Origin of the sequence: Streptomyces sp. NPDC059909, assembly GCF_042730885.1 — a bacterium.
In the GTDB taxonomy this organism is placed as follows: Bacteria; Actinomycetota; Actinomycetes; order Streptomycetales; family Streptomycetaceae; genus Streptomyces.
The window spans coordinates 1-26,666 of record NZ_JBHWKX010000062.1; the positions used below are offsets into that span (position 1 = coordinate 1).

General features: G+C 71.5%; 22 protein-coding genes and 1 pseudogene. 10 read left to right on the forward strand and 13 right to left on the reverse strand.

Features of this window, described 5'->3' with window-relative positions; translation table 11 throughout:
- A pseudogene (locus ACFV9O_RS30770) lies at positions 1 to 174 on the forward strand (ABC transporter permease); the annotation flags it as partial.
- A 9-nt stretch (positions 175 to 183) separates the two neighbouring features.
- Positions 184 to 957, forward strand: coding sequence for a sirohydrochlorin chelatase (locus ACFV9O_RS30775; protein ID WP_385423552.1), 774 nt, complete (start codon positions 184 to 186; stop codon positions 955 to 957).
- A 16-nt stretch (positions 958 to 973) separates the two neighbouring features.
- On the opposite strand, the gene ACFV9O_RS30780 is transcribed toward ACFV9O_RS30775, so the two are convergent.
- Together ACFV9O_RS30780 and ACFV9O_RS30785 are read right to left on the reverse strand one after the other, a co-directional pair.
- Positions 974 to 1,630 carry a DsbA family protein gene (locus tag ACFV9O_RS30780; protein ID WP_385423554.1) on the reverse strand — a complete coding sequence of 219 codons (657 nt, stop codon included), beginning with the start codon at positions 1,628 to 1,630 and terminating at the stop codon, positions 974 to 976.
- A 67-nt stretch (positions 1,631 to 1,697) separates the two neighbouring features.
- Positions 1,698 to 2,162, reverse strand: coding sequence for a hypothetical protein (locus ACFV9O_RS30785; protein WP_385423556.1), 465 nt, complete (start codon positions 2,160 to 2,162; stop codon positions 1,698 to 1,700).
- A 171-nt stretch (positions 2,163 to 2,333) separates the two neighbouring features.
- Between ACFV9O_RS30785 and ACFV9O_RS30790 the strand changes: the two genes are divergently transcribed.
- Positions 2,334 to 2,552 carry an aldo/keto reductase gene (locus ACFV9O_RS30790; RefSeq protein WP_385423558.1) on the forward strand — a complete coding sequence of 73 codons (219 nt, stop codon included), beginning with the start codon at positions 2,334 to 2,336 and terminating at the stop codon, positions 2,550 to 2,552.
- Positions 2,553 to 2,683: 131 nt separating this feature from the next.
- Positions 2,684 to 2,824 (forward strand): DUF4236 domain-containing protein, encoded by a 141-nt coding sequence (locus ACFV9O_RS30795; protein ID WP_385423624.1) that lies wholly within the window; start codon positions 2,684 to 2,686, stop codon positions 2,822 to 2,824.
- Here ACFV9O_RS30795 and ACFV9O_RS30800 read toward each other — a convergent pair.
- The 4 genes from ACFV9O_RS30800 to mgt all read right to left on the reverse strand — a co-directional run bounded on the left by ACFV9O_RS30800 (position 2,781) and on the right by mgt (position 6,576).
- Entirely contained in the window at positions 2,781 to 3,182 is a 402-nt protein-coding gene (locus ACFV9O_RS30800; RefSeq protein ID WP_385423560.1) for a DUF4440 domain-containing protein, read from the reverse strand. The genes ACFV9O_RS30795 and ACFV9O_RS30800 overlap by 44 nt on opposite strands.
- Entirely contained in the window at positions 3,182 to 3,751 is a 570-nt protein-coding gene (locus tag ACFV9O_RS30805; protein WP_385423562.1) for a DUF1697 domain-containing protein, read from the reverse strand. Before ACFV9O_RS30805 ends, ACFV9O_RS30800 begins: the two co-directional genes overlap by 1 nt.
- Before the next feature lie 82 nt (positions 3,752 to 3,833).
- A complete protein-coding gene (locus ACFV9O_RS30810; protein WP_385423564.1) occupies positions 3,834 to 5,042 on the reverse strand; it encodes a S8 family peptidase in 1,209 nt (402 codons plus the stop codon).
- A gap of 334 nt (positions 5,043 to 5,376) precedes the next feature.
- Positions 5,377 to 6,576, reverse strand: a complete 1,200-nt coding sequence (gene mgt / locus ACFV9O_RS30815; RefSeq protein ID WP_385423566.1) for a macrolide-inactivating glycosyltransferase — start codon at positions 6,574 to 6,576, stop codon at positions 5,377 to 5,379.
- A 165-nt stretch (positions 6,577 to 6,741) separates the two neighbouring features.
- On the opposite strand from mgt, the gene ACFV9O_RS30820 reads away from it, so the two are divergent.
- The 3 genes from ACFV9O_RS30820 to ACFV9O_RS30830 all read left to right on the forward strand — a co-directional run bounded on the left by ACFV9O_RS30820 (position 6,742) and on the right by ACFV9O_RS30830 (position 9,877).
- Entirely contained in the window at positions 6,742 to 7,593 is an 852-nt protein-coding gene (locus ACFV9O_RS30820) for a phosphotransferase enzyme family protein (protein WP_385423568.1), read from the forward strand.
- Positions 7,594 to 7,650: 57 nt separating this feature from the next.
- Positions 7,651 to 8,493, forward strand: coding sequence for an alpha/beta fold hydrolase (locus ACFV9O_RS30825; RefSeq protein ID WP_385423570.1), 843 nt, complete (start codon positions 7,651 to 7,653; stop codon positions 8,491 to 8,493).
- Positions 8,494 to 8,632: 139 nt separating this feature from the next.
- Positions 8,633 to 9,877 (forward strand): exo-alpha-sialidase, encoded by a 1,245-nt coding sequence (locus ACFV9O_RS30830; protein ID WP_385423572.1) that lies wholly within the window; start codon positions 8,633 to 8,635, stop codon positions 9,875 to 9,877.
- A gap of 13 nt (positions 9,878 to 9,890) precedes the next feature.
- Here ACFV9O_RS30830 and ACFV9O_RS30835 read toward each other — a convergent pair whose 3' ends face one another.
- Positions 9,891 to 11,027, reverse strand: coding sequence for an isoafricanol synthase (locus tag ACFV9O_RS30835; RefSeq protein ID WP_385423574.1), 1,137 nt, complete (start codon positions 11,025 to 11,027; stop codon positions 9,891 to 9,893).
- A 325-nt stretch (positions 11,028 to 11,352) separates the two neighbouring features.
- Between ACFV9O_RS30835 and ACFV9O_RS30840 the strand changes: the two genes are divergently transcribed.
- Positions 11,353 to 14,283, forward strand: coding sequence for an ATP-binding protein (locus tag ACFV9O_RS30840; RefSeq protein WP_385423576.1), 2,931 nt, complete (start codon positions 11,353 to 11,355; stop codon positions 14,281 to 14,283).
- Between the two features lie 168 nt (positions 14,284 to 14,451).
- On the opposite strand, the gene ACFV9O_RS30845 is transcribed toward ACFV9O_RS30840, so the two are convergent.
- The 4 genes from ACFV9O_RS30845 to ACFV9O_RS30860 form a co-directional block, all read right to left on the reverse strand.
- A complete protein-coding gene (locus ACFV9O_RS30845; protein ID WP_385423578.1) occupies positions 14,452 to 15,177 on the reverse strand; it encodes a 3'-5' exonuclease in 726 nt (241 codons plus the stop codon).
- A 56-nt stretch (positions 15,178 to 15,233) separates the two neighbouring features.
- Positions 15,234 to 16,466, reverse strand: coding sequence for an SAV2148 family HEPN domain-containing protein (locus ACFV9O_RS30850; RefSeq protein ID WP_385423580.1), 1,233 nt, complete (start codon positions 16,464 to 16,466; stop codon positions 15,234 to 15,236).
- 99 nt (positions 16,467 to 16,565) lie between these two features.
- On the reverse strand, positions 16,566 to 17,879 hold the full coding sequence (locus ACFV9O_RS30855) for a copper amine oxidase (RefSeq protein ID WP_385423582.1): 1,314 nt from the start codon (positions 17,877 to 17,879) through the stop codon (positions 16,566 to 16,568).
- Between the two features lie 89 nt (positions 17,880 to 17,968).
- Positions 17,969 to 18,805, reverse strand: a complete 837-nt coding sequence (locus ACFV9O_RS30860; protein WP_385423584.1) for a Tat pathway signal sequence domain protein — start codon at positions 18,803 to 18,805, stop codon at positions 17,969 to 17,971.
- A 128-nt stretch (positions 18,806 to 18,933) separates the two neighbouring features.
- On the opposite strand from ACFV9O_RS30860, the gene glgX reads away from it, so the two are divergent.
- A complete protein-coding gene (gene glgX, locus ACFV9O_RS30865) occupies positions 18,934 to 21,054 on the forward strand; it encodes a glycogen debranching protein GlgX (RefSeq protein WP_385423586.1) in 2,121 nt (706 codons plus the stop codon).
- A gap of 121 nt (positions 21,055 to 21,175) precedes the next feature.
- Positions 21,176 to 23,491 (forward strand): malto-oligosyltrehalose synthase, encoded by a 2,316-nt coding sequence (gene treY, locus ACFV9O_RS30870; protein WP_385423588.1) that lies wholly within the window; start codon positions 21,176 to 21,178, stop codon positions 23,489 to 23,491.
- Positions 23,492 to 23,517: 26 nt separating this feature from the next.
- On the opposite strand, the gene ACFV9O_RS30875 is transcribed toward treY, so the two are convergent.
- Both ACFV9O_RS30875 and ACFV9O_RS30880 read right to left on the reverse strand, forming a co-directional pair.
- Positions 23,518 to 25,917, reverse strand: a complete 2,400-nt coding sequence (locus ACFV9O_RS30875) for a glycoside hydrolase family 65 protein (RefSeq protein ID WP_385423590.1) — start codon at positions 25,915 to 25,917, stop codon at positions 23,518 to 23,520.
- A complete protein-coding gene (locus ACFV9O_RS30880) occupies positions 25,914 to 26,657 on the reverse strand; it encodes an HAD family hydrolase (protein WP_385423592.1) in 744 nt (247 codons plus the stop codon). The genes ACFV9O_RS30875 and ACFV9O_RS30880 overlap by 4 nt, the downstream gene beginning before the upstream one ends.
- Positions 26,658 to 26,666: the final 9 nt, after the last annotated feature.

Consider the following 26,666-nt stretch of genomic DNA (forward strand, 5'->3'; position numbering starts at 1 on the left):
CTCGGCCTGGGCCTCGGCCAGCTGCTCGAGAACGCCCGCAACAACATCGACATGGCCGGGGTGTTCCTCGCGATCATCCTCATCCTGATCGTCGGCATCGCCATCGACCTGCTCATCTTCAGCCCGCTGGAGCGCTGGGTCCTGCGCAGCCGCGGTCTGCTCGTCAGGAACTGAGCGTCTGCCATGCACCTCCCGCACAGCCCCGCGCACGGCCCCGTCCTGCTCGTCATCGCCCACGGCAGCCGCGACCCGCGGCACGCCGCGACCGTGCACGCACTCGTACGGCGCGTCCGGTCGCTGCGGCCGGAGCTGCGGCTGTCGACCGCGTTCCTCGACTTCAACGCGCCGTCCGTGCCGCAGGTCCTGGAGCGGATGGCGAACGACGGCGTACGGGACGTGGTGGCGCTGCCGCTGCTGCTGACCCGCGCCTTCCACGCCAAGGCGGACATCCCGTCCGTCCTGAACGAGGCGCGGGCCAGGCACCCCCGGCTGCGGATCACCCAGGCCGAGGTGCTGGGCCCGTCGCCGCTGCTGCCGGCCGCGCTGGAGCGGCGGCTGTACGAGGCGGGGCTCGGCCCGGCGGACAAGCGCTCGACCGGGGTCGTCCTGGCCTCGGCGGGCTCCTCCGACCCGGAGGCGATCGCAGTGATCGCAGATGTGGCGCGGGAGCTGCGGCACACCGGTTGGTGCGCCGTGCGACCTGCGTTCGCCTCCGCTGCGCTGCCCCGTACCGAGGACGCGGTGCGGGCGCTGCGCGCCGAGGGCGTCGCCCGGGTGGCGGTGGCCCCGTACGTCATCGCCCCCGGCCGACTGCCGGACCGTATCGTCGCGGGCGCCGCCGAGGCGGGTGCCGACGTCCTCGCGGACGTGCTGGGCCCGGCCCCCGAGCTGGCGCGTCTGCTGCTGGAGCGCTACGAGGAGGCGCACATGGACCGGATCGTCGCGTTGGCGGGCTGACCGCCGGCCGCACCGGTCAGGCCGGGTTCAGCTTTCCCGTCCGCGTCCGCTTGAGCTCGAAGAAGTCGGGGTGGCCGGCCAGCACGCGGAAGCTGTCGAAGAGCCGGCCAGCCTCCTCGCCGCGGGGCACCGAGTTGAGGACCGGCCCGAACCAGACGGCGCCGTCGACGTGGATGGTCGGCGTGCCGACGTAGCCGTCCGCCGCCGGGTCCTTGCCCGCGTCGTGGCTGCGGCGCACCGCGTCGTCGTACGCCGTGCCGTGCGCGGCGGCGGCCAGCTCGGCAGGGAGACCGGTCTCCGCGAGGGCCTCGGCGATCACGACGTCGAAGTCCTCCGTCCTGCGCTGGTGGATGCGGGTGCCCATCGCGGTGTACAGGTCGCGCAGGACCTTCTCGCCGTGCTGCTCGGCCGCCGCGACCGCGACCCGGACCGGGCCGATGGAGCGGTCGACCAGGTCGCGGTACCAGTCGGGCAGTTCGTTGCCGAGGTTGTGCAGGTAGAGGCTCATCGGGCGGAAGCGCACGTCGATGTCGCGCTGCTGCTCGACCTCCAGGATCCAGCGGGAGGTGATCCAGGCGAACGGACAGGCGGGGTCGAAGTAGAAGTCGACGGCGGTTGCTGGGTGCGCGGATGTGGACTCGGCCGTGGACTCGGTGCCGGACTCGGTTGTCATGACGGCCACCCTAGGGGCCAAATGTCCCTACACCACGGGCCAATCGGGGGCCGGATACGTGGGCCATTCAACGTCCGGGATGCGGAGGCCGTACCTCCAGGAAGCGGTGATGACCGCGGCCCCGGTACAGCAGCGCGTCCCAGCCGAGCCGGTCCAGCACCCGCGCGCATTCGGTGAGGGCGCTCTCCTCCTGGGCCACGGCCCCGCTGCCGGGCGGCCCGAGCCACTCGACCGTGACCGTGCCCGGCTCCTCCTCCCGTGCCCGGACGCGGTATCCCGTCGCGACCCGCTGTCCGGTGGACTCGTCGACCGCGGACGGGGTGATCCCGGACGCCTCCAGCGCGAGCGCGACCGCCCGCACCGTCCGGCCCCGCTCCCAGGCCGCCGGTATCGCCTCCGGGTCGGCGGCGCCCGTGTTCGTCAGCCGGCGGATCTGCAGCAGCCCTTCGAAGGCGACCCGTACCTCGGCCGCGCGCGCCTGCGCCGCCCGTGCCCCGCCGTCCCGCGGCGTGCCGTCACCGTCGTCGTACATGGAAGCGACGATAGGCCTCGGCACCGACATTCCGGCGGCTCGGCTACCGTGCCCGCCTGATCACTGACACGTACCCTTCGGCGAGGGCCCGTCGGTCCGGCGGCTCGGGTACGGCACGGCGCAGCTCACCGGGGCCGGCTACTGGGGCCCCGGGGCGAGCGCCCGGACGCCGTGGCCAACGGCGCGCTGACGGGCGGGACGGCTGCCGCGCTGGACGAGGTCGCCGATCGGCACGGTGCGTCACGCGGGCAGATCGCCCTGGCGTGGCTGCTGCACCGCTCGCCCGTGCTCCGCCCCACTCCTGGCACGGGTTCGCTCGCCCATCTGGAGGAGAACCTGGCCGCGGCCGCGATGCGACTGTCGGACGAGGACATGTCTTCCCTGCGGTGACACGACCGTGGCGGTGCCGTGACAGCCGCGCCGAGCTCTTCGCGCACCATGGCGACAAGGAGGCCGATATGTCGATCTATTACCACAAGCGGATCACGATCATCCCGAAGCTGGTCCATCTGAACCTCGGTATGCACGGCTGGTCGCTGAGCGTCGGCACGCGCCGCGCCCACGTCACACGGGACAGCTCGGGCCACCAGAGGGCTTCCGTGCGGCTGCCCGGAGGCTTCAGCTGGAGCCGGAGCTCCCGTCGGAGCTCTCATCGGCACTGAACGGCGTGCCCTGGTGGAAGTAGAGCTGCCAGGCGTCACCGGTCAGCCGCCACAGTGAACTGCGGTGGGCACGCCGTCCGTTGTACTCGGTCACGAAGGTGAGGTGGACGAGGTCGGGGGCGAGCTGGGTGCCCCTGAGCTGCGACGCGGTGATCGGCTTGGCGGAGGTCTGGGCCCCCTCCTGGGCGAGTGACTCGATGATCGCGTCGCGGTCGAAGCGGCGCCCCGACGCGCCGAACTCGAGGAACTCCGGGTGCAGCAGTCCGGCGACGAGTGCGGGTTCGGTGCGTACGAGCGGGTCGAGGAGTCGGAGTTCGCCCTCGATCGCGGCGTCGATGCCGGAGCCTGGCTCGGTCATCACGCGTGTCCTCCGGTCATCTCGGCGAGCTTGACGGCAGTGTTCCAGTTCCGGGTCGTGGCCACGACACCTTTCGTGAGGCCCGGCCTGGAGAGGGCCACCGCGAGCTTGGAGCGGCCGAGCCCGTCGGGCGCGTACAGATACAGCTCGCACTCGCCGAGCCGGAACTCCTCCGGGAGGAAGGCCGCCGCGTCCACGGACGCGAGCCGCTCGGGGCCGATGCGCTCCGAGAAGTAGGTGACGTGGAGCTGCTTGCCCGCCAGATCGGCTGCCGGGAAGGGGCAGTTCTCGACGACGGCCCGAAGGTACGGGCCCGAGCGCACCAGGCAGTCGACGGTGAAGCCGAAGTGTTTCTCGATGGCCTGCCCGATGCCCGTCGCGAGCGCGTCCTCGTCGCGCGTCGCGCTGGTGAAGACGGCGTTGCCGCTCTGCAGATACGTACGGACGTCGCCGTGGCCCAGTTCTGCCAGCAGCGCGCGGAGGTCGGCCATGGGGACCTTGCGGTGTCCGCCGACATTGATGCCGCGCAGCAGCAGTGCGTACGCAGAGGTCTTCGCCGTGGTCGCCATGGTCACACCATAGGACGGCCGCCGCGCCCCGTGGGGGAGGGCGCGGCGGCCGCCGGCTCATCACCGGTGGTCGGTCAGCCGATCACTCGACGACCTTGAGGAGCTTGTTGGGCGTGCCCTCGCTCGGATTGCTGATCTTGTCGGCGGTGGCACCGTCCGTCAGCGCCTTGGCGACCTGCTCCGGGGTGGCGTCCTGGTGGGCGGCGAGATAGACCGCGGCGGCGCCGACGACGTGCGGAGTCGCCATCGACGTACCGGAGATGGTCTTCGTGCCCTCGTCACTGTCGTTCCAGTCGGACGTGATGTCCGAGCCCGGGGCGTAGATGTCCACGACCGAGCCGAAGTTGGAGAAGTCCGACTGCGCGTCGTCCTTGGTGGAGGAGGCGACGGTGATGGCCTCCTCGACGCGGGCCGGGGAGCCCTGGCTCGCGTCGCTCGACTCGTTGCCCGCGGCCACGCCGAAGGTGACGCCGGAGGCGATGGCCTTGCGAACGGCCTCGTCGAGCGCCGGGTCGGCGCCGCCGCCGAGGCTCATGTTGGCGACGGACGGGCCCTGGTGGTTCTTGGTGACCCAGTCGATGCCTGCCACGACCTGCTCGGTGGTACCGGAGCCGCTGTCGTCGAGGACGCGGACGGCGACGATCTTCGCCTTCTTGGCGACTCCGTGGGCGGCGCCGGCGATGGTGCCCGCCACGTGCGTGCCGTGGCCGTTGCCGTCGTCGGCGGAGTCGTCGTTGTCGACGGCGTCGAAGCCGTGCGTGGCGCGGCCCTCGAAGTCCTTGTGGGAGATGCGGACTCCGGTGTCGATGACGTACGCGGTGACGCCCTCGCCGGCGCTGTCGGGGTAGGTGTACTTGCTGTCGCCCGCGGTGTCGGCCTGGTCGATCCGGTCCAGGCCCCAGGACGGCGGGTTGTCCTGGGTGGCGTTGATCGTGAACTTCTTGTTCTGGACGACCTTGGCGACGGCGGGGTCGGCGGCGAGACGCTTGGCCTCGGTCTCCGAGAGTCCGCTGGCGGAAAAGCCGTTGATGGCGGAGTTGTAGGTGCGCTGCAGCGTGCCGCCGTACTCCTTGGCCAGCTCCTTCTTGTTCGCCTTTTCGTCCAGCAGCACGATGTAGCTGCCGGCGACGGCGCCTTCGGCGTTCGCACCGTAGATCGTGCCCTCCGCGGGTGCGGGTGCGGGCGCGGCTCCGGCGAACGAGGTGTTGAGTACGGTCACTCCGGCGGCTGCGGCCACGGCGGTTATCGCCGCGGTGAGCTTGATCCTGCTCGAGCGCTTGTGAGTTGCCATGAAGAGGGGTCTCCTCGTCATCATTTGTGGGGGGTTTGGCCTCCGGAAGGAAAATCTCCGGGGGTTGGCTCGAAACCCTGACCGATTGACGGGCTCAGATCAAGACCTTCATACACCTGTGACTTACTCAACAAGCCTTCGTAATAACGAAACGACCAGGGCGGCACATGTCGGACTTCACCCTCAACTCGGCTTACACATAGGGGGCTTAAGGTCTTCACATATCCCGCCCGGAATTCCGGCACACAAAAGGAGGACCGGCCCCTGAAGGGCCGGTCCGCTCCACCTGTGCCGGGTATTGCGCGCCGGGATATACGCCCCCGGCTCATGCGCCTCAGCCGTGCGGAAGTTCGGCCTCGATCAGGTCCGCCGCACGCCGTGTACCACCCTCGCCCGCCATCGAGAGCCTGATCTCCTGGAGGCGGCGGGCGACGTCCGGGTCGGCGACCAGAGCGAGGACCGCCTCGCGGAGGGCGTCGGCGGTGGCCTCCTCCATCGGGACGTGCCGGGCCACGCCAAGCGAGACGAGCATGTCCGCGTTGCCGAACTGGTCGACGGCCTGCGGGACCGCGACCATCGGGGTCGCGGTGGCCAGGCCCTCCTGGCTGCCGCCCGCACCCGCATGGGTGATGAAGGCGTCGGCCTCCCTCAGGACCGCCAGCTGCGGGACCCAGTGGTGGACCTCGATGCTGGCGGGCACCTCCCCCAGTTCCGACGCATCGACGAACTTGCCGATCTGCAGCACCACATGCCATCCCGGCAGATCACCGAAGGCCTCCACGCAGGCGCGGTAGAAACCCGGCTGTTTGGTGAAGGCCGAGCCCAGCGAGACCAGCAGCACCTTCTCGGCACCTTCCGGACGCCGCCACTCCCGCTGGTCCGCGCGGTCGCCCTGGCAGGCGCCGACGAAGGAGTAGACGGACTCGTCGACCCGGTCGGCGTTCGGCTGGAGCGCCTTCGGGATCAGCACGACGGCCCGCCGCGGGCGGCCGACGAACCGGTCCGGGTGGATGTCGATGCCGTTCTCCGCGAGCCACGCCCCGAAGCGGGCGTAGTACGCCTTGCCCCGCTCCGACGCCTTGAGCTCGGCGGTCATCGGCTCGCCGATCTCCTCCTCGTACCCCTCCCACGGCACGAGGTTGGGCCAGAGCGACACCGCGGGCACGCCCCACCGGTGGGCGAGCACGGGCGCCGGGTACGAGGTGATGTCGTGCAGGACGAGGTCGGGCTCGTCGCCGGCGAACGCCTCGGCCAGCTGCGGCAGCGCCTGGACCGCGTCCGCGAGGAACGGCTCGATGTTGTCGATGAGCTCCGTCCCCCATGCCTCCGGCTCGTCGTCGGTCGGGAGCGTCGAGGTGTAGACCACCGGCTCGGCGCCGGTGGCGGCGACCTTCTCGGCGAAGGACGGCGGGATCGCGTAGCTGACGCGGTACCCACGGGCCACGAGTTCCCGGATGACATCGAGGCTCGGGTTCACGTGCCCGTGGGCGGCGATGGAGAACATGGCGACATGGGAACGCTTCGGTTCGGTCATGCCCTCACGTTAAACGAGACGAGACGTCTCGTGCAACCGGTACTCGCCAGTGTCACGGATCCGCCCCCATTGCGAAGTTGATCCGGACCGGCCTCGACCTCCGTCATGGCGCTGACGGACCGTCGGCTCGTCAGCCCCACCTGCGGGGATGCGAGAATTCGGGCCATGGACGAGACACGCGCACGCGAGGTGCTGGCAGCGGCTGGACTGGCGCGGGACGCGGCGCTCCTGGCCCTCGGCGAGAACGCGGTCTTCGGCACGGGCGACGTCGTCGTCAAGGTCGGGCGGAGCGCGGAGCTGCTGGAGCGTGCGGAGCGCGAGCTGGCGGTGGCCGGGTGGCTGGAGGGTGCGGGCGTCCCTGCCGTACGGGCCGTGGAGCCGAAGGCGCGGCTGGTGGAGGGGCATCCGGTGACGCTGTGGCAGCGGCTCCCCGATGCGGTGCGGCCGGCCGAGCCGCGGGACCTGGCGCCGCTGCTGCGTCAGGTGCACGGGCTGCCCGCGGCGCCGTTCGCGCTGCCGCGACGGGAGCTGCTCGGGGGCGTCGAGCGGTGGCTGCGGCTGGCGGGGGACGCGATCGATCCGGCGGACGCGGCGTACCTGCGGGAACGGCGGGACGGTTTCGCCACGGCGGCGGCCGCGCTGACCCCGCATCTGCCGCCGGGTCCGATCCATGGGGACGCACTCCCCCGCAATGTCCACATCGGCCCCGACGGCCCGGTACTGGTCGATCTGGAGACCTTCTCCTCGGACCTGCGCGAGCACGATCTGGTGGTCCTGGCGCTGTCCCGCGACCGGTACGGGCTCGATCCGGCGGCGTACGACGCGTTCACCGAGGCGTACGGGTGGGACGTCCGTGACTGGGCCGGCTGCGCGGTCCTGCGCGGCGCCCGCGAGACGGCGAGCTGCGCCTGGGTGGCGCAGCACGCCCCCACCAACCCGAAAGCGCCGGCCGAATTCCGCCGTCGTGTGGCCTCGCTGCGCGAGGATGACGCGCAGGTGCGCTGGTACCCGTTCTGACATCGTGATCGGGAGGCCCGTACCGGCTCACCTCCCTTCCACGAATCGGAGTGTTGGATGCGCGTCGAACTCAGCGAGGTGACCCTCGAGGTCGCCACCGGTGGCGAGGGGCCTGCCGTGCTCCTCGTGCACGGCTTCCCGGACACTCACGACTGCTGGCGCCACCAGGTGTCCGCGCTGAACGCCGCGGGATACCGCACCATCGCCCCGGATCTGCGCGGCTTCGGGGGCTCGGACCGCCCGGAGGGCACCGAGGCCTACGCCCCGGCCCGGTCCGTGGCCGACCTGCTGGAGCTGCTGGACCGGCTGGAGGTCGAGCGGGTCCATCTCGTCGGCCACGACTGGGGATCCGGCATGGTCCAGCAACTGGCCATGGCGGCGCCGGAGCGGGTGGCCGGCCTGAGCATTCTGTCCGTGGGGCACGTCGCGGCGCTGCGGGACGCCGGCTGGGAGCAGCGGCAGAAGTCCTGGTACATGCTGCTGTTCCAGCTGCCGGGAATCGCCGAGGAGTGGCTCTCCCGGGACGACTTCGCCCACCTCCGCGAGATGCTCGGCGAGCATCCCGACGCAGACGTGATCGTCGACGGCCTGCGCGCGCCGGGTGCGCTGACGGCCGCGCTGGCGGTGTACCGCGCGGGGCTGCCGCCCGAGGTGCTGTTCGGCCCCGAGCTGCCGCTGCCGCCGCTGCCCGGGCCCGTGCTGGGGGTGTGGAGCACGGGTGACCGCTTCCTGACCGAGGTGTCGATGACCGGCACGGAGAAGCATGTGGCCGGTTCCTGGCGGTACGAGCGGGTGGAGGGCGCGGGGCACTGGCTGCAGCTGGATGCGCCGGAGCGGGTGAACGAGCTGCTGCTGGACTTCATCGGCGAGGCGGAGGCCCGGAGCGCGAGGGCCGGCTGAGCGGCTTTGAAGTGTTACCCGTGATCAACCCAGGTGTCACCGCCTTCCGCTAAGACAGGCCACGGGTGCCTCCACGATGCGGTGGAGGCCCGGCCCGTCCGGGTATGCGCGCCGCCGGAGCGCCCTGCGGAGGGAAGCGATGAATCGTAAGGTCCTGAATCCTTGGGTGCTCATCCCCGGTTGCGCCGTTGCTGCCGTTACCACGCTGGCGGTCGTCGTCCGCCCCTGGGCGGCCGAAGCCGGCGACGTGGCCGGCGAGTCCCGGCAGAAGTGCACCTCGTCGGTTCCGTACACCGCGGGCACGGGCGGCTATCACACCTACCGCATACCCGCCGTCGTCCGGACCCGGGCCGGGACCCTGCTCGCCTTCGCCGAGGGGCGCTCCGGTGGCTCGGGGGACAGCGGCAGCATCGACGTGGTGCTGAGGCGGTCGGGCGACGGCGGCTGCACCTGGGGGCCGTTGCAGGTCGTCGCGGCGGGCAAGGGCGACACGCGGGGCAATCCCGCGCCGGTCATCGATCCCCGGACCGGCGATGTCGTGCTCGTCACCTCGTACAACAGCGGTGACGTCACCGAGGCACGAATTCTGCGCGGCGAGGTCACGGACGAGCAGAGCCGACGGGTGTTCGTGCAGACGAGCCGGGACGACGGGCGGTCGTTCTCGCCGCTGCGGGAAATCACACCCTCGGTGAAGCGCTCCGAGTGGCGTTGGTACGCGACCGGGCCGGGCCACGCGGTCGCCCTGGCGCGAGGCCCGCACGCGGGCCGCCTGGTGGTGCCGGCCAATCACTCGATCGCGCCGCCGGCCGGATCCCCGGACACCGGGCGGGAGCCCAAGTACTACGGGGCGCACGCGATCTACAGCGACGACGGCGGCCTGTCCTGGCGGCTCGGGTTCGTGGAGGGTGCGTACGAGGGCAGGAACAACGCGAACGAGTCGTCCGCGGCGCAACTGCCGGACGGGCGAATGTACTTCAATGCCCGGGATCAGCTCGGGACGAGCGCGGGGAACCGCCTGGACACGTACTCCAGCGACGGGGCCTCGACCCAGGACCGGGCCTATGAGGTGCAGCCGGCGCTGGATGACGTGCCGATGGTCCAGGGAAGTGTGCTGCAGACGGCCGGGGAGCGGGGAAGGCTGCTGTTCTCGGGCCCCTCGGTGCCCACCGAGCGGGCATCGATGGCCATCTGGAGCAGTGCGGACGCGGGGCGCTCCTTCGTCAAGGCGCTGACCGTGTCCGCGCGGAAGGCCGGGTACTCGGACTTGGTGCAGTCCGACGCCGAGACGGTCGGGATCCTGTACGAGACCGGGGTCGCCGGACCCTATGAGTCGATCGAGTTCCGCCGTATGGCGCTGCGCACGCTGTCGCCGCGCGGCGAGTGACCGAAGGTCCGGCTCAACTCTCCGGCGGCGCGCTCCGCTCAGGCCCGTCGCCGCCGGCGCAGCGGGCACGGGCCTCGGGTACCGAGGTGAGATGCGCCCAGGGACGCTGCCGCCCACCGCTGACGGCGGCGATCCCGGTCTCGTCGTAACGGGAGGTCGCAAGGGACCAGGCGAGGTTGCCCGCCATCAGGTGGCCCATGCCCTCCACGTAGTGCTCGATGTGTCCGCGCACCTCCGGAGGCACTCCCCGCTCGCTCATCCCCTTGGGGAGGGCCGCGGCGAGCTGGGCGAAGCGTGCTGTCCGCGCGTTGGCGAGCGCCGCGATGCGCTCGACGGACTGCTCCAGCGTGCAGCCCTCCTGTTCGCGAAGGACGACGACGCTGTTGTTCACGTCCCCCGCTGCCAGTTCCTTCACGAGCGAGACGATGTCGTTGACGAAGATCACCACATCGCCCGTGATCCGACGCATCTCCCGCAGCGGGGAGGAACCGAGCAGCTCGTCCGGCAGGCTGTAGCCACCGCACCGCTCGGTGAAGTCGAGGCAGGGCTGTACGCCTATGGAGTCCCGCCGCACCTCGAGGAGCTCCTCCAGGGTGGGCAGGCGGTCCGCGTTCCGGTTGCGCGCTTCTCCCTGGTGGGCGGCCATGTAGTCCCGCCAGTGCGCACGGAACCGGCTCTGCCAGCCGTACGGCGTGCCGGCAGTGGCCCGGCGCCATATGTCCTGGAACGCCCGGACGAGCGGCGACTCGCGGCCATCGGGGCGCTGGTGGGCCGGGCCGTCCAGCGTCATGGTCGCCACGAGGTTGTCCACCACGCGCTCGATCGCCTCGGGCCGCGTTCCCAGCCCACCGTCGAACTGGTCGTCGAAGATGAAGAACCAGGCGTTGAAGTCGGCCGCGAGCTCGAGGTCGCTGCCCGTGGCGTCGGGGTAGAAATACGCCATCAACCGCTCGAGCCGCAGCGCGTCGTACTCCGCCACCTCGGCTTCCTCCTTGAGCAGGCCCGTCTCCTGCAGCCACAGCAGCGTGTGCCGACGAGCGCGCTCGGCATGCGGACTGAAGCGGGCGGAGAACGGAATCCTGATGGCGGCGGTGCGCCGCGTCGGGTCCGAGGGCACCGGACGGAAGCCGGAAGGCCTTGCGTTCGCCATACGCACCCCCTGGGCGTCGCGGCGCATCCCACCGGCTCGGCGGTGCGGTCGTGACGCGTTCTCGCCGTCCTAAGAGGTTAGGCGTCATACGAGCCGAACGACCGCTCCCGACGGGCGCCATGGAGCGTATACCCGGCGCACGCGACGGCGCACGCGCCCCCAGGAGCGGTGCGGGGCATGGAGGGGCAGAACCGAAAACACGTTGGCCGGTATTATCAGAATTTCATCGCTTCGTGCGGGCAGTACCTTCACAAAGGACGACCGAGCCTCTCCACGGGCGTACCCTTCGCGTACCCGAGGACGACTTACGGCCGAAGGAACGGATGTGGCCTACACAGGAGACCGGCCAGGACGGCCGCGCCGGCTACTGCTGGAACGCGACACGGAACTGGCAGCACTCGACGCCCTGTTGACCGACCTGAGCGGGGCCTCGACGGGTTCGGCCGCACCCGGCACGGGCGGGTTACTCGCCTTCTCCGGGCCGGCGGGACTCGGCAAGACCTCACTCCTCGCCGAGATGCGCAGGAGGGCCGTGGCCCGCGGCTGCACGGTGCTCTTCGCCCGCGGAGGGGAGCAGGAGCAGGGCCTCGCGTTCCATGTCGTACGCCAGCTGGTCCAACCCGTGCTCGCGGCGGGCACGGAGAAGGAACAGCGCGAAATACTGGGCAGTTGGTACGACATCGTCGCTCCCGCGGTGGGCCTGGTGGCGCAGAACAGCACCGCCTCGCCCGACCCCCAGGGCGTACGGGACGGCCTGGACTGGATCGTCACCCGCTTCGCCGTGCAGCAAGCGCCGCTGATGGTGATCCTGGACGACGCCCACTGGGCCGACGCCGAGTCGCTGGCCTGGCTCACCGGTTTCGCGCCGCGGGTCACCGAACTCCCGATGCTGCTCGTCGTGGCCTACCGTCCCGATGAACTCCCGATGGACGCGGCCGGTTTCGGCCGGCTTGCCGAGCGCCATGGATCGCGCCCCTTCGACCTCGTACCGCTCACCCCCGGCGCGGTCAGCCGCATCGTCCGGGACACCCTGGGCGAGGAGGCCGACGAGGCGTTCTGCCGTGAGACCTGGGCCGTCACCGGAGGCAACCCCTTCGAGGCCGTCGAACTCGCCGCCAAGGTCGCCGACCGCGGGCTGAAGCCGCAGGTCGTACACGTACCCGAACTGCGCGAGCTGGCCTCCGCGGTGAAGGGCAGCGGGCTCGTCGAGCGACTGGAGCGGCTCGGCACCTCCGCAGTCCGGTTCGCCTGGAGTGCCGCCGTGCTGGGTGCCGAGGCATCCCGGCGCCTGGCCGCGAGCGTCGGCGGACTGGGCGAGGCCGAGTCCACGGATGCCGTCGCCAGGCTGCGGGAGGTCCGCATCCTCGCCGAAGCCGCTCCCGGCGTCTCTGACGAGGACTCGTTGGAGTTCTTCCACCCGCTGGTCGCCACCGCCGTCTACCGGGCGATTCCCGCGGCGTTCCGCGTCGCCATGCACGGCCAGGCCGCCGCGGTGGTCGCCGGCGCGGGCCTGGGCGCCACCACGGCCGCCCGCCATCTGCTGGAGATGCACCCGGAGAGCGACCCCTGGGCCGTGCAGCAGCTCCGGCAGGCCGCCCGCGAATACCTCAGGGCAGGTGCGCCCGAGGCCGCCCGGCGCTGCCTCGCCCGGGCGCTCCGCGAGCCACCAGCCCTGGATGAGCGTGCCGACGTCCTCTTCGAACTCGGCTGCTCCGCCCTGCTGACCGAGCCTGCGACCACGGTCAACCATCTGCGGGCGGCACTGGAGGAGCCCGTCCTCGAGCCGGCCCTGCGCGAGGCGATCGTCTACCGGCTGGCGCAGGCACTCGGCCACTCGGACCGGATGGCGGAAGCGGCCGAGACGGTCGCCGAGGCCGCACGAGGGGCCACCGACGCCAGAACACGGCTGCGCATGCAGGCGGAGCAGTTCATGTGGAACGCCTTCCGGGCCGACGAACAGGACTCGCCCGCCCGCTCCCGCCGGCTGGCCCGGCTGGCCGAGCACCTCACCGGCCGGAGCACGGGAGAGCGGTACATCCTGGGCCTGCGTGCCTGGGACGCCATGGTGCGCGGCGAGCCCGCGGCCACCGCGCTCCACTATGCGGAGGAAGCCCTCGGCGAAGGCCTCAGCTGGACCGACGAGCAGTGGGGTTTCGAGGTCCCGGTCCTGGTCGCGCTCACCTTCATGTACTGCGACCAGCCCGGACGAGCGGAGGAGCTCTTCAACACGGGTATTGCGGAATGCGAGCAGAAGGGCTGGCGCGGCGCCCACCTGTCGTTCGGGTTCACCCTCCTGGGTTACATCCGCTATCGCCGTGGGCGTCTCGACGAAGCCGAGTCCCTGGTCCGTGGCGGACTTCGGATCGCGGACCGGGTCGGCCACCAGGTGCCGGCACAGTATTTCGCCATCGGCATCCTCATCGAGATCCTGCTCGCCCGCGGCCGCACCCAGGACGCCCACGAACTCGCCATCCGGTACAGCTACGGCACCATAGTGCCCAGCGCCGTGGTGTACCCCGACTCCCAGACCGTCCACAGCGAGCTGCTGCTCGCACGCGGCATGCGGCGCGAGGCCGAGCGGCAGCTCCTCCAGGTCGGTGAGCGGCTCGATCCGCGCGGCATGCGCAACCCGGCGTGGTGCCCCTGGCAGCTCCATCTGGCCCGCGCGCTGGAGGCGTCCGATCCGGCGCGAGCCCTCGAGTTCGCCTCCGAAGGCGTACGAAGGGCCCGCCAGTTCGGCACCCAGTCGGCGATAGGACAGGCGCTGCTCGCCAAGGCTTCGGTGGACCACGGCGCGGAGCAGGTCACCCTGCTGGCCGAGGCCGTCGAGCACCTCGAGCGCTCCCCTGCCGGCTACGACCTGGCGTGTGCGCTGGTGGACCACGGCGTGGCGCTGCGCCGTGCGGGGCTGCCGCAGGAGGCCGTCGAGCAGCTCCACCGTGGGCTGGAAGGCGCCGTGCAGTGCGGGGCCGACGCCCTCGCGGCGCGGGCCCGCGACGAACTGGACGCGGCCGGCCTGTGGCCGCTCCAGCTGCGCACCGCGGCCACGGAGCCGCTCACCGCGCAGGAGCGGGCCGTGGCCGAATGGGCCGCCCGCGGCTGGTCGAACGCCCGCATCGCCGCAGAGCTGGGCGCCCAGGAGACAGTGGTGACCCGGCTGTTGTCGGACATATACCGCAAGGTCGGCTCCGACCACGCGGGGCTGTCGCGGCTGATCGGCAGACAGGGTGGTGCCCCGCCGGCACCGAGCGACTGAGCCGCCCGCGCGCGGGGCGCGAACCATCCGTCCTCCCGTGTCCCGGGGGCCGCGATGGGGCGAAGCTCCGGGCGAGCCCCGGGACGGACACCCGGGCCCACCGGACGGCGCCGGGGACGAGGGCCGGCTCGCCCCCTCCGCGGCGGAGCCGCGCGGGACCGTCCCCCGTCAGCGCGACGCGCCGGCGACCGGCTCGCGCAGCGGCCAGGACGCGTCCACCACCGCGTCCGGCGTGCCCTTGCGGCGGAGGAAGTCCTGGAAGTCCGCCGCCCATTCGGCGTACCACCGCACCTGCCGGACGTGCAGCTCCGCGGGCGTCAGCGCCGCGACCGAGGCATGGCGGACGGCTATCGCCTGGGCGACCCGCACCGCGGCGAGTGCGTCCGCGAGAGCCTCGTGGGCGTCGTCCAGAACGACGCCGTACTCCGCGCAGACCGCCTCGAGCGTGCGCTTGCCGCGGCGGTAGCGGTCGACGGCTCGGTCGATCGTGTACGGATCGACGACCGGGCCGATGTCCGCGCCGCCGAGCCGCTCCCACAGGGACGGCAGCCCGTGGCGGGCGAGCTCCGCCGAGAGCAGGGTGAGGTCGAAGGCCGCGTTGTACGCCACGACCGGGGTGCCCTCGGACCAGTGGCCCGCCAGGGCCGACGCGATCTCGTCCGCCACCTCGCGCGCCGGGCGGCCCTCCGCGGCCGCCCGCTCGCTGCTGATGCCATGGATCGCGGAGGCCTGCTCCGGGATGCGGATCCCCGGGTCCGCGAGCCAGGTGCGCCGCTCGGTCGTCCCGTCGCCCCGGACGACCACGACCGCCGCGGTCACGATGCGCGCGTCCAGCGGATCGGTGCCGGTCGTCTCCAGGTCGAATCCGGCCAGTGGTTCACGGTGCCACGTCATGGCGCTCCCCCCTTGTCAGTGGTGCTGACGGAAACTCTCGCACGTTGCACCGACAGTCAGGACACCGGGCGCGAGTCGGTCCACACCGACTCGAACTCCTCCCGGTACGTCTGGAACAGCCCGTGCTCGGCGTCCTGACCCGATCTCACCACCGACCGGCCCGCTCCCCGCAGCACCAGCACCGGTGCCTCCATGCCCCGCGCACGGCGCAGGTACGACTGCACGACCGCAAGCCCGTCGGGCCCGTCCCCGTCCACGAGATACGCGGTGAAGCGCGGCGTCTCGTCGAAGACATGGATCTCGAAGGCCCCGGGGTCGCGGAGCTTCGACCGCACACGCCGCATGTGGAGGATGTTCATCTCCACCGAGCGGCTCAGTTCGCCCTTCTTGAGGCCGAGTTCGCGTTCGCGCCGCTTGACCGCGCTGCTCGCCGGGTTGAGGAAGAGCAGCCTCACCCGGGCGCCGGACTCGGCGAGCCGGACCAGACGGCGTCCGGAGAAGTTCTGCACGAGCAGGTTCAGGCCTATGCCGATGGCGTCGAGGCGGCGCGCGCCCCCGAACAGGTCCTCGGCCGGCAGTTGCCGCTGCAGCCGCACCCGGTCCGGATGGACGGACACCACGTCCGCGTACCGGTCCCCCACCAGGTCCTCGACCGCATCCACGGGCAGCCGGTCCGCCGACGGCACGCCGGCCCCGCTGCCGAGGATCTCCAGCAGCCGGGCCGATGCCCGCTCGGCCTGGGCGAGGACGGCCTCGTTCAGCGCGCGGTTGCGGGAGACGACGTTGCGCGCGACCTCCAGCTCGTCCAGCGCCAGCTCCACATCGCGCCGGTCGTCGAAGTACGGCTCGAAGCAGGGCCAGTGCTGGACCATCAGCTCGCGCAGCTGCGGGAGGGTGAGGAAGCTCAGCACGTTGTCGTCGGCGGGGTCCAGCAGATACCCCTTGCGCCGGGAGACCTCCCGTACGGCGACGGCCCGCTGCACCCACTCATGGCCCGCGGGTCCCGCGGCCGCGACGACCCAGTCGTCGCCGTGCACCGGCTCGTAGATGGGCCGGAGCACGGCGGCCACGACGGTCCGCAGCCGCTGCTCCACCAGGTTCAGCCAGATGTAGGCCCGCCCGGCCCGTTGGGCGCGCGTACGCACTTCGCTCCAGGCGTCCGCGCCCCAGTCCAGTTCCGCCCCGATCTCGACCGGCCGGGCGAGCGACACCGCGCCGGGCGGGACGTCGGCGGAGTCCCCCTCGTGACCAGCGTCACCGGGGGGAAGCTCCAGCCCTCCCGAGCTCACCCGCGCACCGCCTCCAGCTCCTGGACACCCGTCTCCAACGATCAAGGAAGGGTACTCCGCGAGCGGGAGCCGGTGCAGCCGGATGGACAGGCTGGTACCTCAACTCCCCAGCGGGGGCGCACCGTTCTGGTTGGCGAGTTCGGCCGGAGTGAGCGGATTCATAGCGGTTACGTCCCTGGGCGCGAGCTGGAAGCCCTGCCAGTGGACCGGCATCGGCTGCTGGTCCTCGTCCCGGGCGATGTGGTGGAACCCGATGTTGACCCACACGACCGGGTTGCTCAGCGTCTCGGCATTGACCCAGGTGTCCACACTGCTGGGCGCGCCCCGGCCGCAGTTGAGGGTGTTGTTGCTGGCGAACTGCTCGCAGGCGCGGTTCTGGGTGAAGTAGACGTCGTGCTTGGTGAAGGCGCGGCCGGCGTGCTTCGCGGTGGGGCCGGGCACGATCTCGTACGAGCGGGCGTGGCCGTCCTTGTTCTTGCCTGTCGCGCTGACGACTCGCCACCAGCGCATCGCCTTCGCGTCCCCGGCGAGCTCCTTGGTGACCGGGGTGCGCGTGGTCCTCGTCTTCGGGCTGCCGTTGCCGGCGGGCGGGGTGACCTTGGAGTCGTACTGCTCGATCCGGTCCTTGGAGCTGCCGTCGAGGCCGAAGTTGAGCCGCCAGAAGACGTTGTGGCTGTGGCTGGTGGCGTAGTCCTTGGCCCCCTTGCCGATGGGCCAGCCGCGGCCGTCGCCCGCGTCGTAGTCACCCGGCGAGAGGCTCCCGGTGGCGCCGACGTTGGCGGATATCGTCCCGTCGGAGGAGAAGCGCCACTCGGTGATGTACTCGTACCAGGAGACCTTGTTGACGGTGTAGAGCAGCAGGTCCTTGCCCTCGGCCTGCCAGACCTTGGTGCCCTCGTCGTTGGCGAGGCGGTAGGCGTGGCCGCGCGAGCGGGTGGTCGTGCACAGGCCGTCGACCTGGCCGACGTCGGGGACCTTGACCTTCTTGATGGTGCCGCCGGGGCATTCGGTGGGCTTCAGGTTCTGCAGTCCGTAGCCGAAGCCGAAGCCGGTGAGGTCGTCGTACTCGGCCTGCCCGTCGTCGTACGGGACGTGGATCTGCGCGAGCTTGGCGCTGGTGAGGACCTGGATCGGGCGGGGCTCGCCCTTCGGCTGATAGCTGACCTTGTCCAGGACGAGGCCGGCGGAGGAGTCGTAGTGCCAGCACATGCGCCAGGTGGTGCCGCCCGCGAGGGTCGACGTGACCTGATAAGGCGCGCTGCACGGCAGCGCCGGGGCGGGGGCCTGCGGGGCCCTGGCGGTGGCGGCGGTCGCGGCACCCGGGCCGGCGGCGGTCAGCGCGCCGCCGAGCAGGACGGCGGCGGCGAGCACCGAGGCCGGCTTGCGGGCATGCGGAAATCTGCTCTTGTCCATGCGAAGAGGAACTCCCTCGGACGTTCGTGCGGAAGACGTGCGGACGAGAATGCGGTCGGCCGTGACAGCGGTCGGGCCGGGGGGCGGCCTCAGCCGGCCGGCGTACGGACGACCGTGCGGGCGCTCAGATCCACGACCAGGTCCCGTGTGTCGATCCACGGTCCGTTCGTGATCTTGGTGATGACGCGCACGCAGCGGTGCACCCCGCATTCGGCGAGCTGCTCCGGAATCCGCACCTCCCGGTCCTTGCGGTAGACGAATCCGCTCAGCGTGAGCGGCTCGGGGGAGGTGAGCGCGCTGCCGGTGGCGTCCTTGTAGTCCGCCTTCAGCCCCGAGCCGAGCGGGCTCGCCAGGATCAGCTCGACCGCCTCCCGCAGCTCCTCGCGGTGCGGCGAGGGCTGCACGCCCTGCTGGGCCGCGCTCTGTTCGACCTTCCCCGTGGTCAGGTTGACCGTCGACGTGACGAGCCGGTCCGTCCGGTAGTCGTAGTACGAGACGACGGCGCGGCGCGGCGGCGCCGCGAGACCCGCCTCGGACGGCACGGGTTCGGCCAGATCGGTGGTCAGGTGCTGCGGGCCGCGCCCGCCCCCCGCGTTCCGGCCGTCCCGTGCGGCCGGGGCCGCCGCCAGCTGTTCGGCGCGCTTCAGCTCGTCGTCGGTGAGCGGGTCGCGCCCGAAGCCCTTCTCGCCCTCGTCGGCGGCCGCGGCGACGACGCCGGGATCGGAGGCCGGGGCGCCTGCGCCCTGTCCCTGCCCCTGTCCGGGGCCCTGGGACGCGGCGGCGCGGCCCTCCGCTCCGGCCCCCCGGCCGCCGTCCGCTCCTGCCGTGCCCGGCAGGGTGATTCCGATCATCGCGGCGGTTCCCGTCACCGCAATGGCCGTGCCCGCCACCACCTTCCCCAGATGGCGGCGCACTAGTTTGCGCACATTTTCCCCCTCTTACCTGTGGTCACCCGGTAGGACGGTGGTAAGTCCTAGGAGGTTGCCCGTCTTTCGGGGAGGATCTGGCCCAAGTGGTCCCCAGCACCCGGATCAGAAGTGGAAGAGTCATATCTATGCAGGTCTGGCCGGGACAGGCGTATCCCCTCGGCGCGACGTACGACGGCGCCGGCACCAACTTCGCGGTCTTTTCGGAGGCGGCGCACCGAATCGAGCTCTGTCTGCTCCATGACGACGGCTCGGAAACGGCGGTGGAGCTTCGCGAGACGGACGCGTTCGTCCGCCATGCCTATCTGCCGGGCGTGATGCCCGGTCAGCGGTACGGGTTCAGGGTGCACGGACCGTACGCACCGGAGCGCGGGCACCGGTGCAACTCGGCGAAGCTGCTCCTCGATCCGTACGCACGGGCGATGAGCGGACGTATCGACTGGGGCGAGGCGGTGTACGGCTACCACTTCGGCAGGCCGGACTCGCGCAACGACCTCGACTCCGCCCCGCACACGATGGCGTCCGTCGTCGTCAATCCGTACTTCGACTGGGGCGACGACCGCCCGCCCCGGACCGACTACCACCGCACGGTCATCTACGAGGCCCATGTGAAGGGCCTGACGATGCAGCATCCCGCGCTGCCGCCGGAGCTGCGCGGGACGTACGCGGGGCTCGCGCATCCCGCGGTGATCTCGCACCTCACGGAACTGGGGGTCACCGCACTGGAGTTGATGCCGGTGCACCAGTTCGTGAACGACCACCGGCTGGTGGACACGGGCCTCAACAACTACTGGGGTTACAACACCATCGGATTCTTCGCCCCGCACAACCGCTACGCGTCCTGGGGCGACCGCGGCCAGCAGGTGCTGGAGTTCAAGTCCGCCGTCCGGGCGCTGCACCAGGCGGGCATCGAGGTCATCCTCGACGTCGTCTACAACCACACGGCCGAGGGCAACCACCTCGGCCCGACGCTCTCCTTCCGGGGCCTCGACAACGTCTCGTACTACCGGCTCTCCGAGGACCGCCGCTACTACACGGACACCACCGGCACCGGCAATTCCCTGCTGATGCGCTCCCCGCACGTGCTCCAGTTGATCATGGACTCGCTGCGCTACTGGGTGACCGAGATGCACGTCGACGGCTTCCGCTTCGATCTCGCGGCGACGCTGGCGAGGCAGTTCCACGAGGTGGACCGGCTGTCCTCGTTCTTCGACCTGGTCCAGCAGGATCCGGTGGTCAGCCAGGTGAAGCTGATCGCCGAGCCGTGGGACGTCGGCGAGGGCGGCTACCAGGTGGGGAACTTCCCGCCGCTGTGGACCGAGTGGAACGGCAAGTACCGGGACACCGTTCGGGACTTGTGGCGCGGCGAGCCGCGCACGCTCGCCGAGTTCGCCTCCCGGCTGACCGGGTCGTCCGACCTCTACCAGGACGACGGGCGGCGCCCGCTCGCCTCGGTCAACTTCGTGACCTGCCACGACGGCTTCACGCTGCGCGATCTCGTCTCGTACGACGAGAAGCACAACGAGGCCAACGGCGAGGGCAACCGGGACGGTGAGAGCCACAACCGGTCGTGGAACTGCGGGGCCGAGGGCGACACCGAGGACCCGGAGGTGGTGGAGCTGCGGGGCCGCCAGATGCGCAACTTCATCGCGACGCTGATGCTGTCCCAGGGCGTGCCGATGCTGAGCCACGGTGACGAGTTCGGCCGCACCCAGCGCGGCAACAACAACGCATACTGCCAGGACAACGAGCTGTCCTGGGTGCAGTGGCCGTCGTCGACCGAGGAGGAGCCGGGCTCGCTGCTGGCCTTCACCCGGGCGATGGTGTGGCTGCGCCGCGACCACCAGGTGTTCCGGCGCAGGCGCTTCTTCCACGGCAGGCCGGTGGAGGGCACGCACGACGAGCTGTCCGACATCGCCTGGTTCACCCCGGAAGGCGTGGAGATGACGCAGCGCGACTGGCAGGCCGCGCACGCCAAGGCCCTGACGGTGTTCCTGAACGGGCACGCGATCTCGGAGCCGGGGCCGCGCGGCGAGCGGATCTCGGACGACGCGTTCCTGCTGATGTTCAACGCGAGCGCGGAGGAGATGGAATTCGCGGTACCGGACAACCACGGCCGGCAGTGGCAGGTGGTCGTGGACACCGCAAGGCCCGAGGGCGTGCCCCCGGGCCAGGGACCCAAGGTCGCGGCCGGTGAGCGGGTGCCGATGATCGGACGGAGTCTGGTGGTGCTGCGCAGGCCGGCGTAGGGAGGCCGACCGGTGAACCCGCCGGAGCCGTTGGTCACATCAGGTGAACGTGGCACGGTCCGTCCGTACCGGTGCACGAGCCGATGACAGAGATCCCCGTGATGCGGGTACGTACGTTCGCATGACGCCCACCGCCACCTACCGGCTCCAGCTCCAGCCGGACTTCCCCTTCTCGGCCGCCGAGGCAGCGGTGCCGTACCTCGCCGGCCTCGGGATCTCCCATCTGCATCTGTCGCCGGTACTGGAGGCGATGCCCGGTTCGGCGCACGGGTACGACGTCGTCGACCACACACGCGTACGGGCCGAGCTCGGCGGCGAGGAGGGGCTGCGGTCGCTCGCCCGCACGGCGCGCGAGCACGGCCTCGGGCTCGTCCTCGACATCGTCCCCAACCACATGGCCGCCGCGCCCCGCCACAACCGCGCGCTGTGGGAGGTGCTGAGGGAGGGCCCGGACTCGCCGTACGCGCGCTGGTTCGACATCGACTGGGACGCGGCCGGCAGGAAGGTCCTGATGCCGGTGCTGGGCAGGCGGCTCGGGGACGAGCTCGCGGCGCTGCGGGTGGAGGGCCGGACCCTGCGCTACGGGGAACACCTGTTCCCGCTGCGTGAGGGCACCGAGACGCTTCCGCTGCCGGACCTGCTGGATGCGCAGTGGTACCGGCTCGCCTGGTGGCGGCTGGCCCGTACCGAGCTCAACTACCGGCGGTTCTTCACGATTTCTGGCCTGATCGGGGTGCGTGTCGAGGACCCCGAGGTGTTCGCGGCCACCCATGCCAAGATCCTCGAGCTGGTACGGGACGGCGTCGTCGACGGGCTGCGGATCGACCATCCGGACGGGCTGGCCGACCCGGAGGAGTATCTGTACCGGCTGAACGAGGCCACGGGCGGCTGCTGGACGATCGTGGAGAAGATCCTCACCCGGGACGAGCACCTGCCGGCCGGCTGGCCGGTGGACGGGACGACCGGTTACGACGCGCTCCACCGGATCGACGGGCTGTTCACCGACCCCGACGGCGCCGAGGAACTGCTCCGCGCCTACCGGGACTTCACCTCGCCCGCCGGCGACCGGGGCGGCTACTGGGGCGCGACGGTGCGCCGCGCCGCGTACAAGGTGGTGACCCACGAGCTGGTCGCGGAGACCGAGGCCCTCGCCCGTAGCGCGGAACGCGTGTGCGCGGCGGACCCGGCGACGCGCGACCACGCGCCCTGGGCGCTGCGCACGGCGATCCGCGAGCTGCTGGTGCGGGTGCCCGTCTACCGGCCGTACCGCACCGGCGGCGAGTCGGTCCTCACGGCGGACGCGGCGCTGCGCGCGAAGGCGGCGTTCGCCGTCCCCGAGGAGGCGGAGGCGGTCGGCGTGATCCGGGATCTGGCGCTCGGGCGGTGCGGAGAGGGCCCGGACCAGGACGCGTTCCGTGCCCGCTTCGCCCAGACGTCGTCGGCGCTGCGCGCCAAGTCCGTCGAGGACACGGCGTTCTACCGCTACGCACCGCTGATCTCGGCGAACGAGGTGGGCGGGGATCCGGGCTGCCCGGCGGTGAGCCCGGAGGAGTTCCATGCGTACTGCGCCCGCCTCGCCCGGGACTGGCCGACGACGGGCACGGCGCTCTCCACGCACGACACGAAGCGGAGCGCGGACGTCCGGGCCAGGATCGCGGTGCTGTCGGAGTGCCCGGAGCGGTGGGAGCGGGTGCTGACCGGGCTGGCCTGGGTGCCGGCGCCCGATCACCATCTGGCGTGGGTCGCGTGGCAGACGGCGTTCGGCTTCGGGATCCCACGGGCCGACCGGCTCGGGCCCGCCCTGCTCAAGTCCGTGCGGGAGGCGGGGCTGCACACCAGCTGGACCGAGCCGGACGCGTCGTACGAGCAGGCCGTGAACGACTTCGTGGAGGCCGGGCCCGCGGGACCGCCCCTGTACACGCTGGCGCTGTTCGCCCGCGAACTCGACGACCACGCACGGGCCAACAGGCTCGGCGCGGCGCTCGTGCAGCTGACGATGCCGGGAGTGCCCGACCTCTATCAGGGCACCGAGTGCGAGTATCTGGCGCTCGTCGACCCGGACAACCGGCAGTCGTTCCAGGAGCGGCGGCCGGACGAGAAGACCGGGGTGACGCGCGCCGCGCTGCTGCTGCGCCGCCGGCGCCCGGAGGTGTTCGGCGACGCGGGCACGTACGCACCGCTGGAGGCGGCCGGCCCGGCGGCCGGGCACTGCCTGGCCTTCTGCCGCTCCGGTGACGTGGTCACGGCGGTGACCCGGCTCTCGCTGCGGCTGGACGAGGCGGGTGGCTGGGCCACTACGTCGCTGACGCTTCCGGAGGGCCGGTGGACGGATCTGCTCGCTCCGGGGCGCGAGTTCGCGGGCGGCGGGCCCGTGGCCCTGTCGGAGCTCTTCGCCGACCGTCCGGTGGCGCTGCTGGAGCGAACGGCCGACCGGTGAGCGAGGATCCGGCCCCGGAGTGAACGTCAGCCGGCCGTGTCCGCCTCGGCCACCGCCAGGCCAACCGCACGGTCGGCCGGGCGACGGCCCGTCGGCTGCTGCGGTTCGGGCAGCACGGACACGGGCGGCAGGGGGCGCTCCACCGGCTCGGACGCCGTGAGGGTGAGCGGCTCACCGTGGTGCAGCAGGTGCAGCGGGTCCCCCTCCACCAGCGTGTAGCGGGCCGCGGAGCTGCGGATGTCGACCCGCAGCGTGCGCCCTCGCACGAGCACGGTGAACTTCAGGCCGGAGAGTCGTTCGGGCAGCCTGGGGGCGAACCCGAGACGAGCCGGCGTGCCGCCCTGCCCTCCGTACTGGCGCATTCCCCCGAACCCGAGCACCAGGGCGATCCAGGAACCCGCGAGAGACGCGATGTGCAGCCCGTCACGCGTGTTGTGCTCCAGGTCCTCCAGATCCATCAGGGCCGCCTCGCCCAGATAGGCGTAGGCCAGCCTGAGGTGACCCGTCTCGGCGGCCATGACGGCCTGACAGCACGCCGACAGCGAGGAGTCCCGCACGGTCAGCGACTCGTAGTAGGCGAAGTTGCGGGCTTTTTCCTCGGCCGTGAAGGCGTCCGTGCACATCATCATGGCGAGGACCAGGTCGGCCTGCTTGACGACCTGCTTGCGGTAGAGGTCGAAGTAGGGGAAGTGCAGCAGCAGCGGATACTGCTCCGGCGTGGTGGCGGCGAAGTCCCAGCGCTGGAAGTCGGTGAATCCGACCGACTGCTCGTGCACGCCGAGCGTCTTGTTGTACGGCACGGCGATGCGGGTGGCGGCGTCCCGCCACGCGGCGGTCTCTTCGTCGTCGACGCCCAGTTCCTCCGCACGGTCGGCGTGGCGCGCCGCCGTCTCCGCGGCGGCGATCAGGTTCCGCCGCGCCATCAGGTTGGTGTACAGGTTGTCGCGGGCGACGGCGCTGTACTCGTCGGGGCCCGTGACGCCGTCGATGTGGAAGACGCCGTCGGAGTCGTGGTGGCCGAGCGAACGCCAGAGCCGAGCGGTGTCCACCAGCAGTTCGAGTCCCGGCCCCCGCTCGAACTGCTCGTCGCCGGTGGCGATCACGTACCGCTCGACGGCGACGGCGATGTCGGCGTTGATGTGGAAGGCGGCCGTGCCCGCCGGCCAGTAGGCGGAACACTCCGCGCCGGTGATGGTCCGCCACGGGAACGCCGCCCCGTTCAATCCGAGCTGCTGGGCCCGCTCCCGCGCCGCGGGCAGGGTCGCGTGCCGCCAGCGGAGGACCGGGGCGACGGTCCGGGGCGCCGTGAAGGTGAGCACAGGGAGGACGAAGGACTCCACGTCCCAGAACGAGTGCCCGTCGTAGCCCGTGCCCGTCAGCCCCTTGGCGGGAATCGCCCGCTCCTCGCCGCGGGCCGCTGCCTGGAGCACATGGAAGAGCGCGAAGCGCACGGCCTGCTGGATCTCCGCGTCACCGTCCACTTCGACGTCCGCGCAGGCCCAGAACGCGTCGAGATAGGCGCGCTGCTCGGCGAGCAGCCCTTCCCAGCCCGTGCTGCGGGCGATGGCGACGGCGCCGTCGACCTGGTCGTGCACGGCGGGCAGCGACCGCGTGGCGGACCAGCCGTACCCGACGAACTTCACCAGCCGCAGGCGCTCCCCCGGCGCCAGCGCGGCGGTGACCGTGAGCCTGCTGACGTCGGGCTCGCTCTCGGCCGACCAGGTCGTCCCCTCGGGGCCCTCCACGATGTGGTCGGCCGCCGCCCCCACCCGCAGACCGCTGTGCCTGGTGCGGTGCACCAGTCGCAGCCGGGTGTCCTGGGCGAAGTCCTCCTCCGCGACGAGCGGGCAGTCGATCGCCGCCGCGACCCGCGGATCGCCGGTGTCGTGCGGCATCTGCTCGTTCGCGACCAGTTCGGACTGGACGGCCACGGTGTTCCGGCCGTCCAGCGGCTCCACCTCGTACGCGATCGCCGCGACGGCCCGCTGGGTGAAGGACACCAGCCGGTGCGAGGTGATGCGCACGGCGAGTCCGGCCGGGGAGGTCCACACCGCGGTGCGGCTCAGGACGCCCGTACGGAAGTCCAGTACGCGCTCGTGCGCGGTGAGTTCGCCGTAGCGCAGGTCGTAGCAGTGGTCGTCGACGAGAAGCCGGATGACCTTCCCGTCGGTGACGTTGATCAGTGTCTGACCGGACTCGGGGTAGCCGTAGCCCGCCTCGGCGTACGGCAGGGGATGCAGCTCGTGGACGCCGTTGAGGTAGGCCCCGGGCAGCCCGTGCGGTTCGCCCTCGTCGAGATTGCCGCGCCATCCGATGTGGCCGTTGGACAGGGCGAACACGGACTCGCTCTGGGCGAGGACGTCGAGGTTCAGCTCGGTCTCGCGCAGGCTCCAGGGTTCGACCACATAGCTGGGATGGGTGATCACGGTGCCTCCAGCAGCTCGGCGAGGTCCTGCACCACGACGTCCGCGCCGTGCCGCCGGAGCTCAGCGGCCTGCCCGGTCCGGTCGATGCCGACGACGATGCCGAACCGCCCCGCCCGGCCGGCCTCCACGCCGGCCAGGGCGTCCTCGAACACCGCGGCCGTGCCCGGCTCGGCCCCGAGCGCGCGGGCGGCGGCCAGATAGGTGTCCGGTGCGGGTTTGCCGCGCAGCCGCTGCTCCCGGACGACGATCCCGTCGATGCGCTCCTCGAAGAGATCCTCGATCCCGGCGGCGACCAGCACGTCGTGGCAGTTGGCGCTCGATGAGACGACGGCACGCCGCAGGCCGGCGTCCCGGGCGGCGCGCACATAGGCCACCGAGCCCTCGTACGCCTCCACGCCCTCCTCGCGGATCCTGCGCAGGACGAGGTCGTTCTTGCGCGTGCCGAGGCCGTTCACCGTCTCCGTGTCCGGGCCGTCGTCGGGCGAGCCCTCGGGCAGTTCGACACCGCGCGAGGCGAGGAAAGTCCGCACGCCGTCCTCGCGGGGGCGCCCGTCCACGTACTCGTCGTAGTCACGGACGGCGTCGAACGGCACGAAGGGCACGCCCTCGCGTTGGGCGCGCTGTCGCAGGTAGTCGTCGAACATCTCCTTCCAGGCGGCCGCGTGCACCTTCGCGGTGCGGGTGAGGACGCCGTCGAGGTCGAAGAGGCACGTGCGTACGTGATCCGGAAGCCCCAGCATGCGATCGAT

What these genes read in the sequence shown, in the direction of transcription:
- ACFV9O_RS30830 (WP_385423572.1), top strand. Translation starts at nt 8,633, where the DNA reads ATGAATCGTAAGGTCCTGAATCCTTGGGTGCTCATCCCCGGTTGCGCC.
- ACFV9O_RS30800 (WP_385423560.1), bottom strand. Translation starts at nt 3,182, where the DNA reads ATGACCGAGCCAGGCTCCGGCATCGACGCCGCGATCGAGGGCGAACTC.
- ACFV9O_RS30805 (WP_385423562.1), bottom strand. Translation starts at nt 3,751, where the DNA reads ATGGCGACCACGGCGAAGACCTCTGCGTACGCACTGCTGCTGCGCGGC.
- ACFV9O_RS30845 (WP_385423578.1), bottom strand. Translation starts at nt 15,177, where the DNA reads ATGACGTGGCACCGTGAACCACTGGCCGGATTCGACCTGGAGACGACC.
- ACFV9O_RS30820 (WP_385423568.1), top strand. Translation starts at nt 6,742, where the DNA reads ATGGACGAGACACGCGCACGCGAGGTGCTGGCAGCGGCTGGACTGGCG.
- ACFV9O_RS30785 (WP_385423556.1), bottom strand. Translation starts at nt 2,162, where the DNA reads ATGTACGACGACGGTGACGGCACGCCGCGGGACGGCGGGGCACGGGCG.
- ACFV9O_RS30855 (WP_385423582.1), bottom strand. Translation starts at nt 17,879, where the DNA reads ATGGACAAGAGCAGATTTCCGCATGCCCGCAAGCCGGCCTCGGTGCTC.
- treY (WP_385423588.1), top strand. Translation starts at nt 21,176, where the DNA reads ATGACGCCCACCGCCACCTACCGGCTCCAGCTCCAGCCGGACTTCCCC.
- ACFV9O_RS30880 (WP_385423592.1), bottom strand. Translation starts at nt 26,657, where the DNA reads ATGCTGGGGCTTCCGGATCACGTACGCACGTGCCTCTTCGACCTCGAC.
- ACFV9O_RS30825 (WP_385423570.1), top strand. Translation starts at nt 7,651, where the DNA reads ATGCGCGTCGAACTCAGCGAGGTGACCCTCGAGGTCGCCACCGGTGGC.
- ACFV9O_RS30775 (WP_385423552.1), top strand. Translation starts at nt 184, where the DNA reads ATGCACCTCCCGCACAGCCCCGCGCACGGCCCCGTCCTGCTCGTCATC.
- glgX (WP_385423586.1), top strand. Translation starts at nt 18,934, where the DNA reads ATGCAGGTCTGGCCGGGACAGGCGTATCCCCTCGGCGCGACGTACGAC.
- ACFV9O_RS30795 (WP_385423624.1), top strand. Translation starts at nt 2,684, where the DNA reads ATGCACGGCTGGTCGCTGAGCGTCGGCACGCGCCGCGCCCACGTCACA.
- ACFV9O_RS30780 (WP_385423554.1), bottom strand. Translation starts at nt 1,630, where the DNA reads ATGACAACCGAGTCCGGCACCGAGTCCACGGCCGAGTCCACATCCGCG.
- ACFV9O_RS30835 (WP_385423574.1), bottom strand. Translation starts at nt 11,027, where the DNA reads ATGGCGAACGCAAGGCCTTCCGGCTTCCGTCCGGTGCCCTCGGACCCG.
- mgt (WP_385423566.1), bottom strand. Translation starts at nt 6,576, where the DNA reads ATGACCGAACCGAAGCGTTCCCATGTCGCCATGTTCTCCATCGCCGCC.
- ACFV9O_RS30810 (WP_385423564.1), bottom strand. Translation starts at nt 5,042, where the DNA reads ATGGCAACTCACAAGCGCTCGAGCAGGATCAAGCTCACCGCGGCGATA.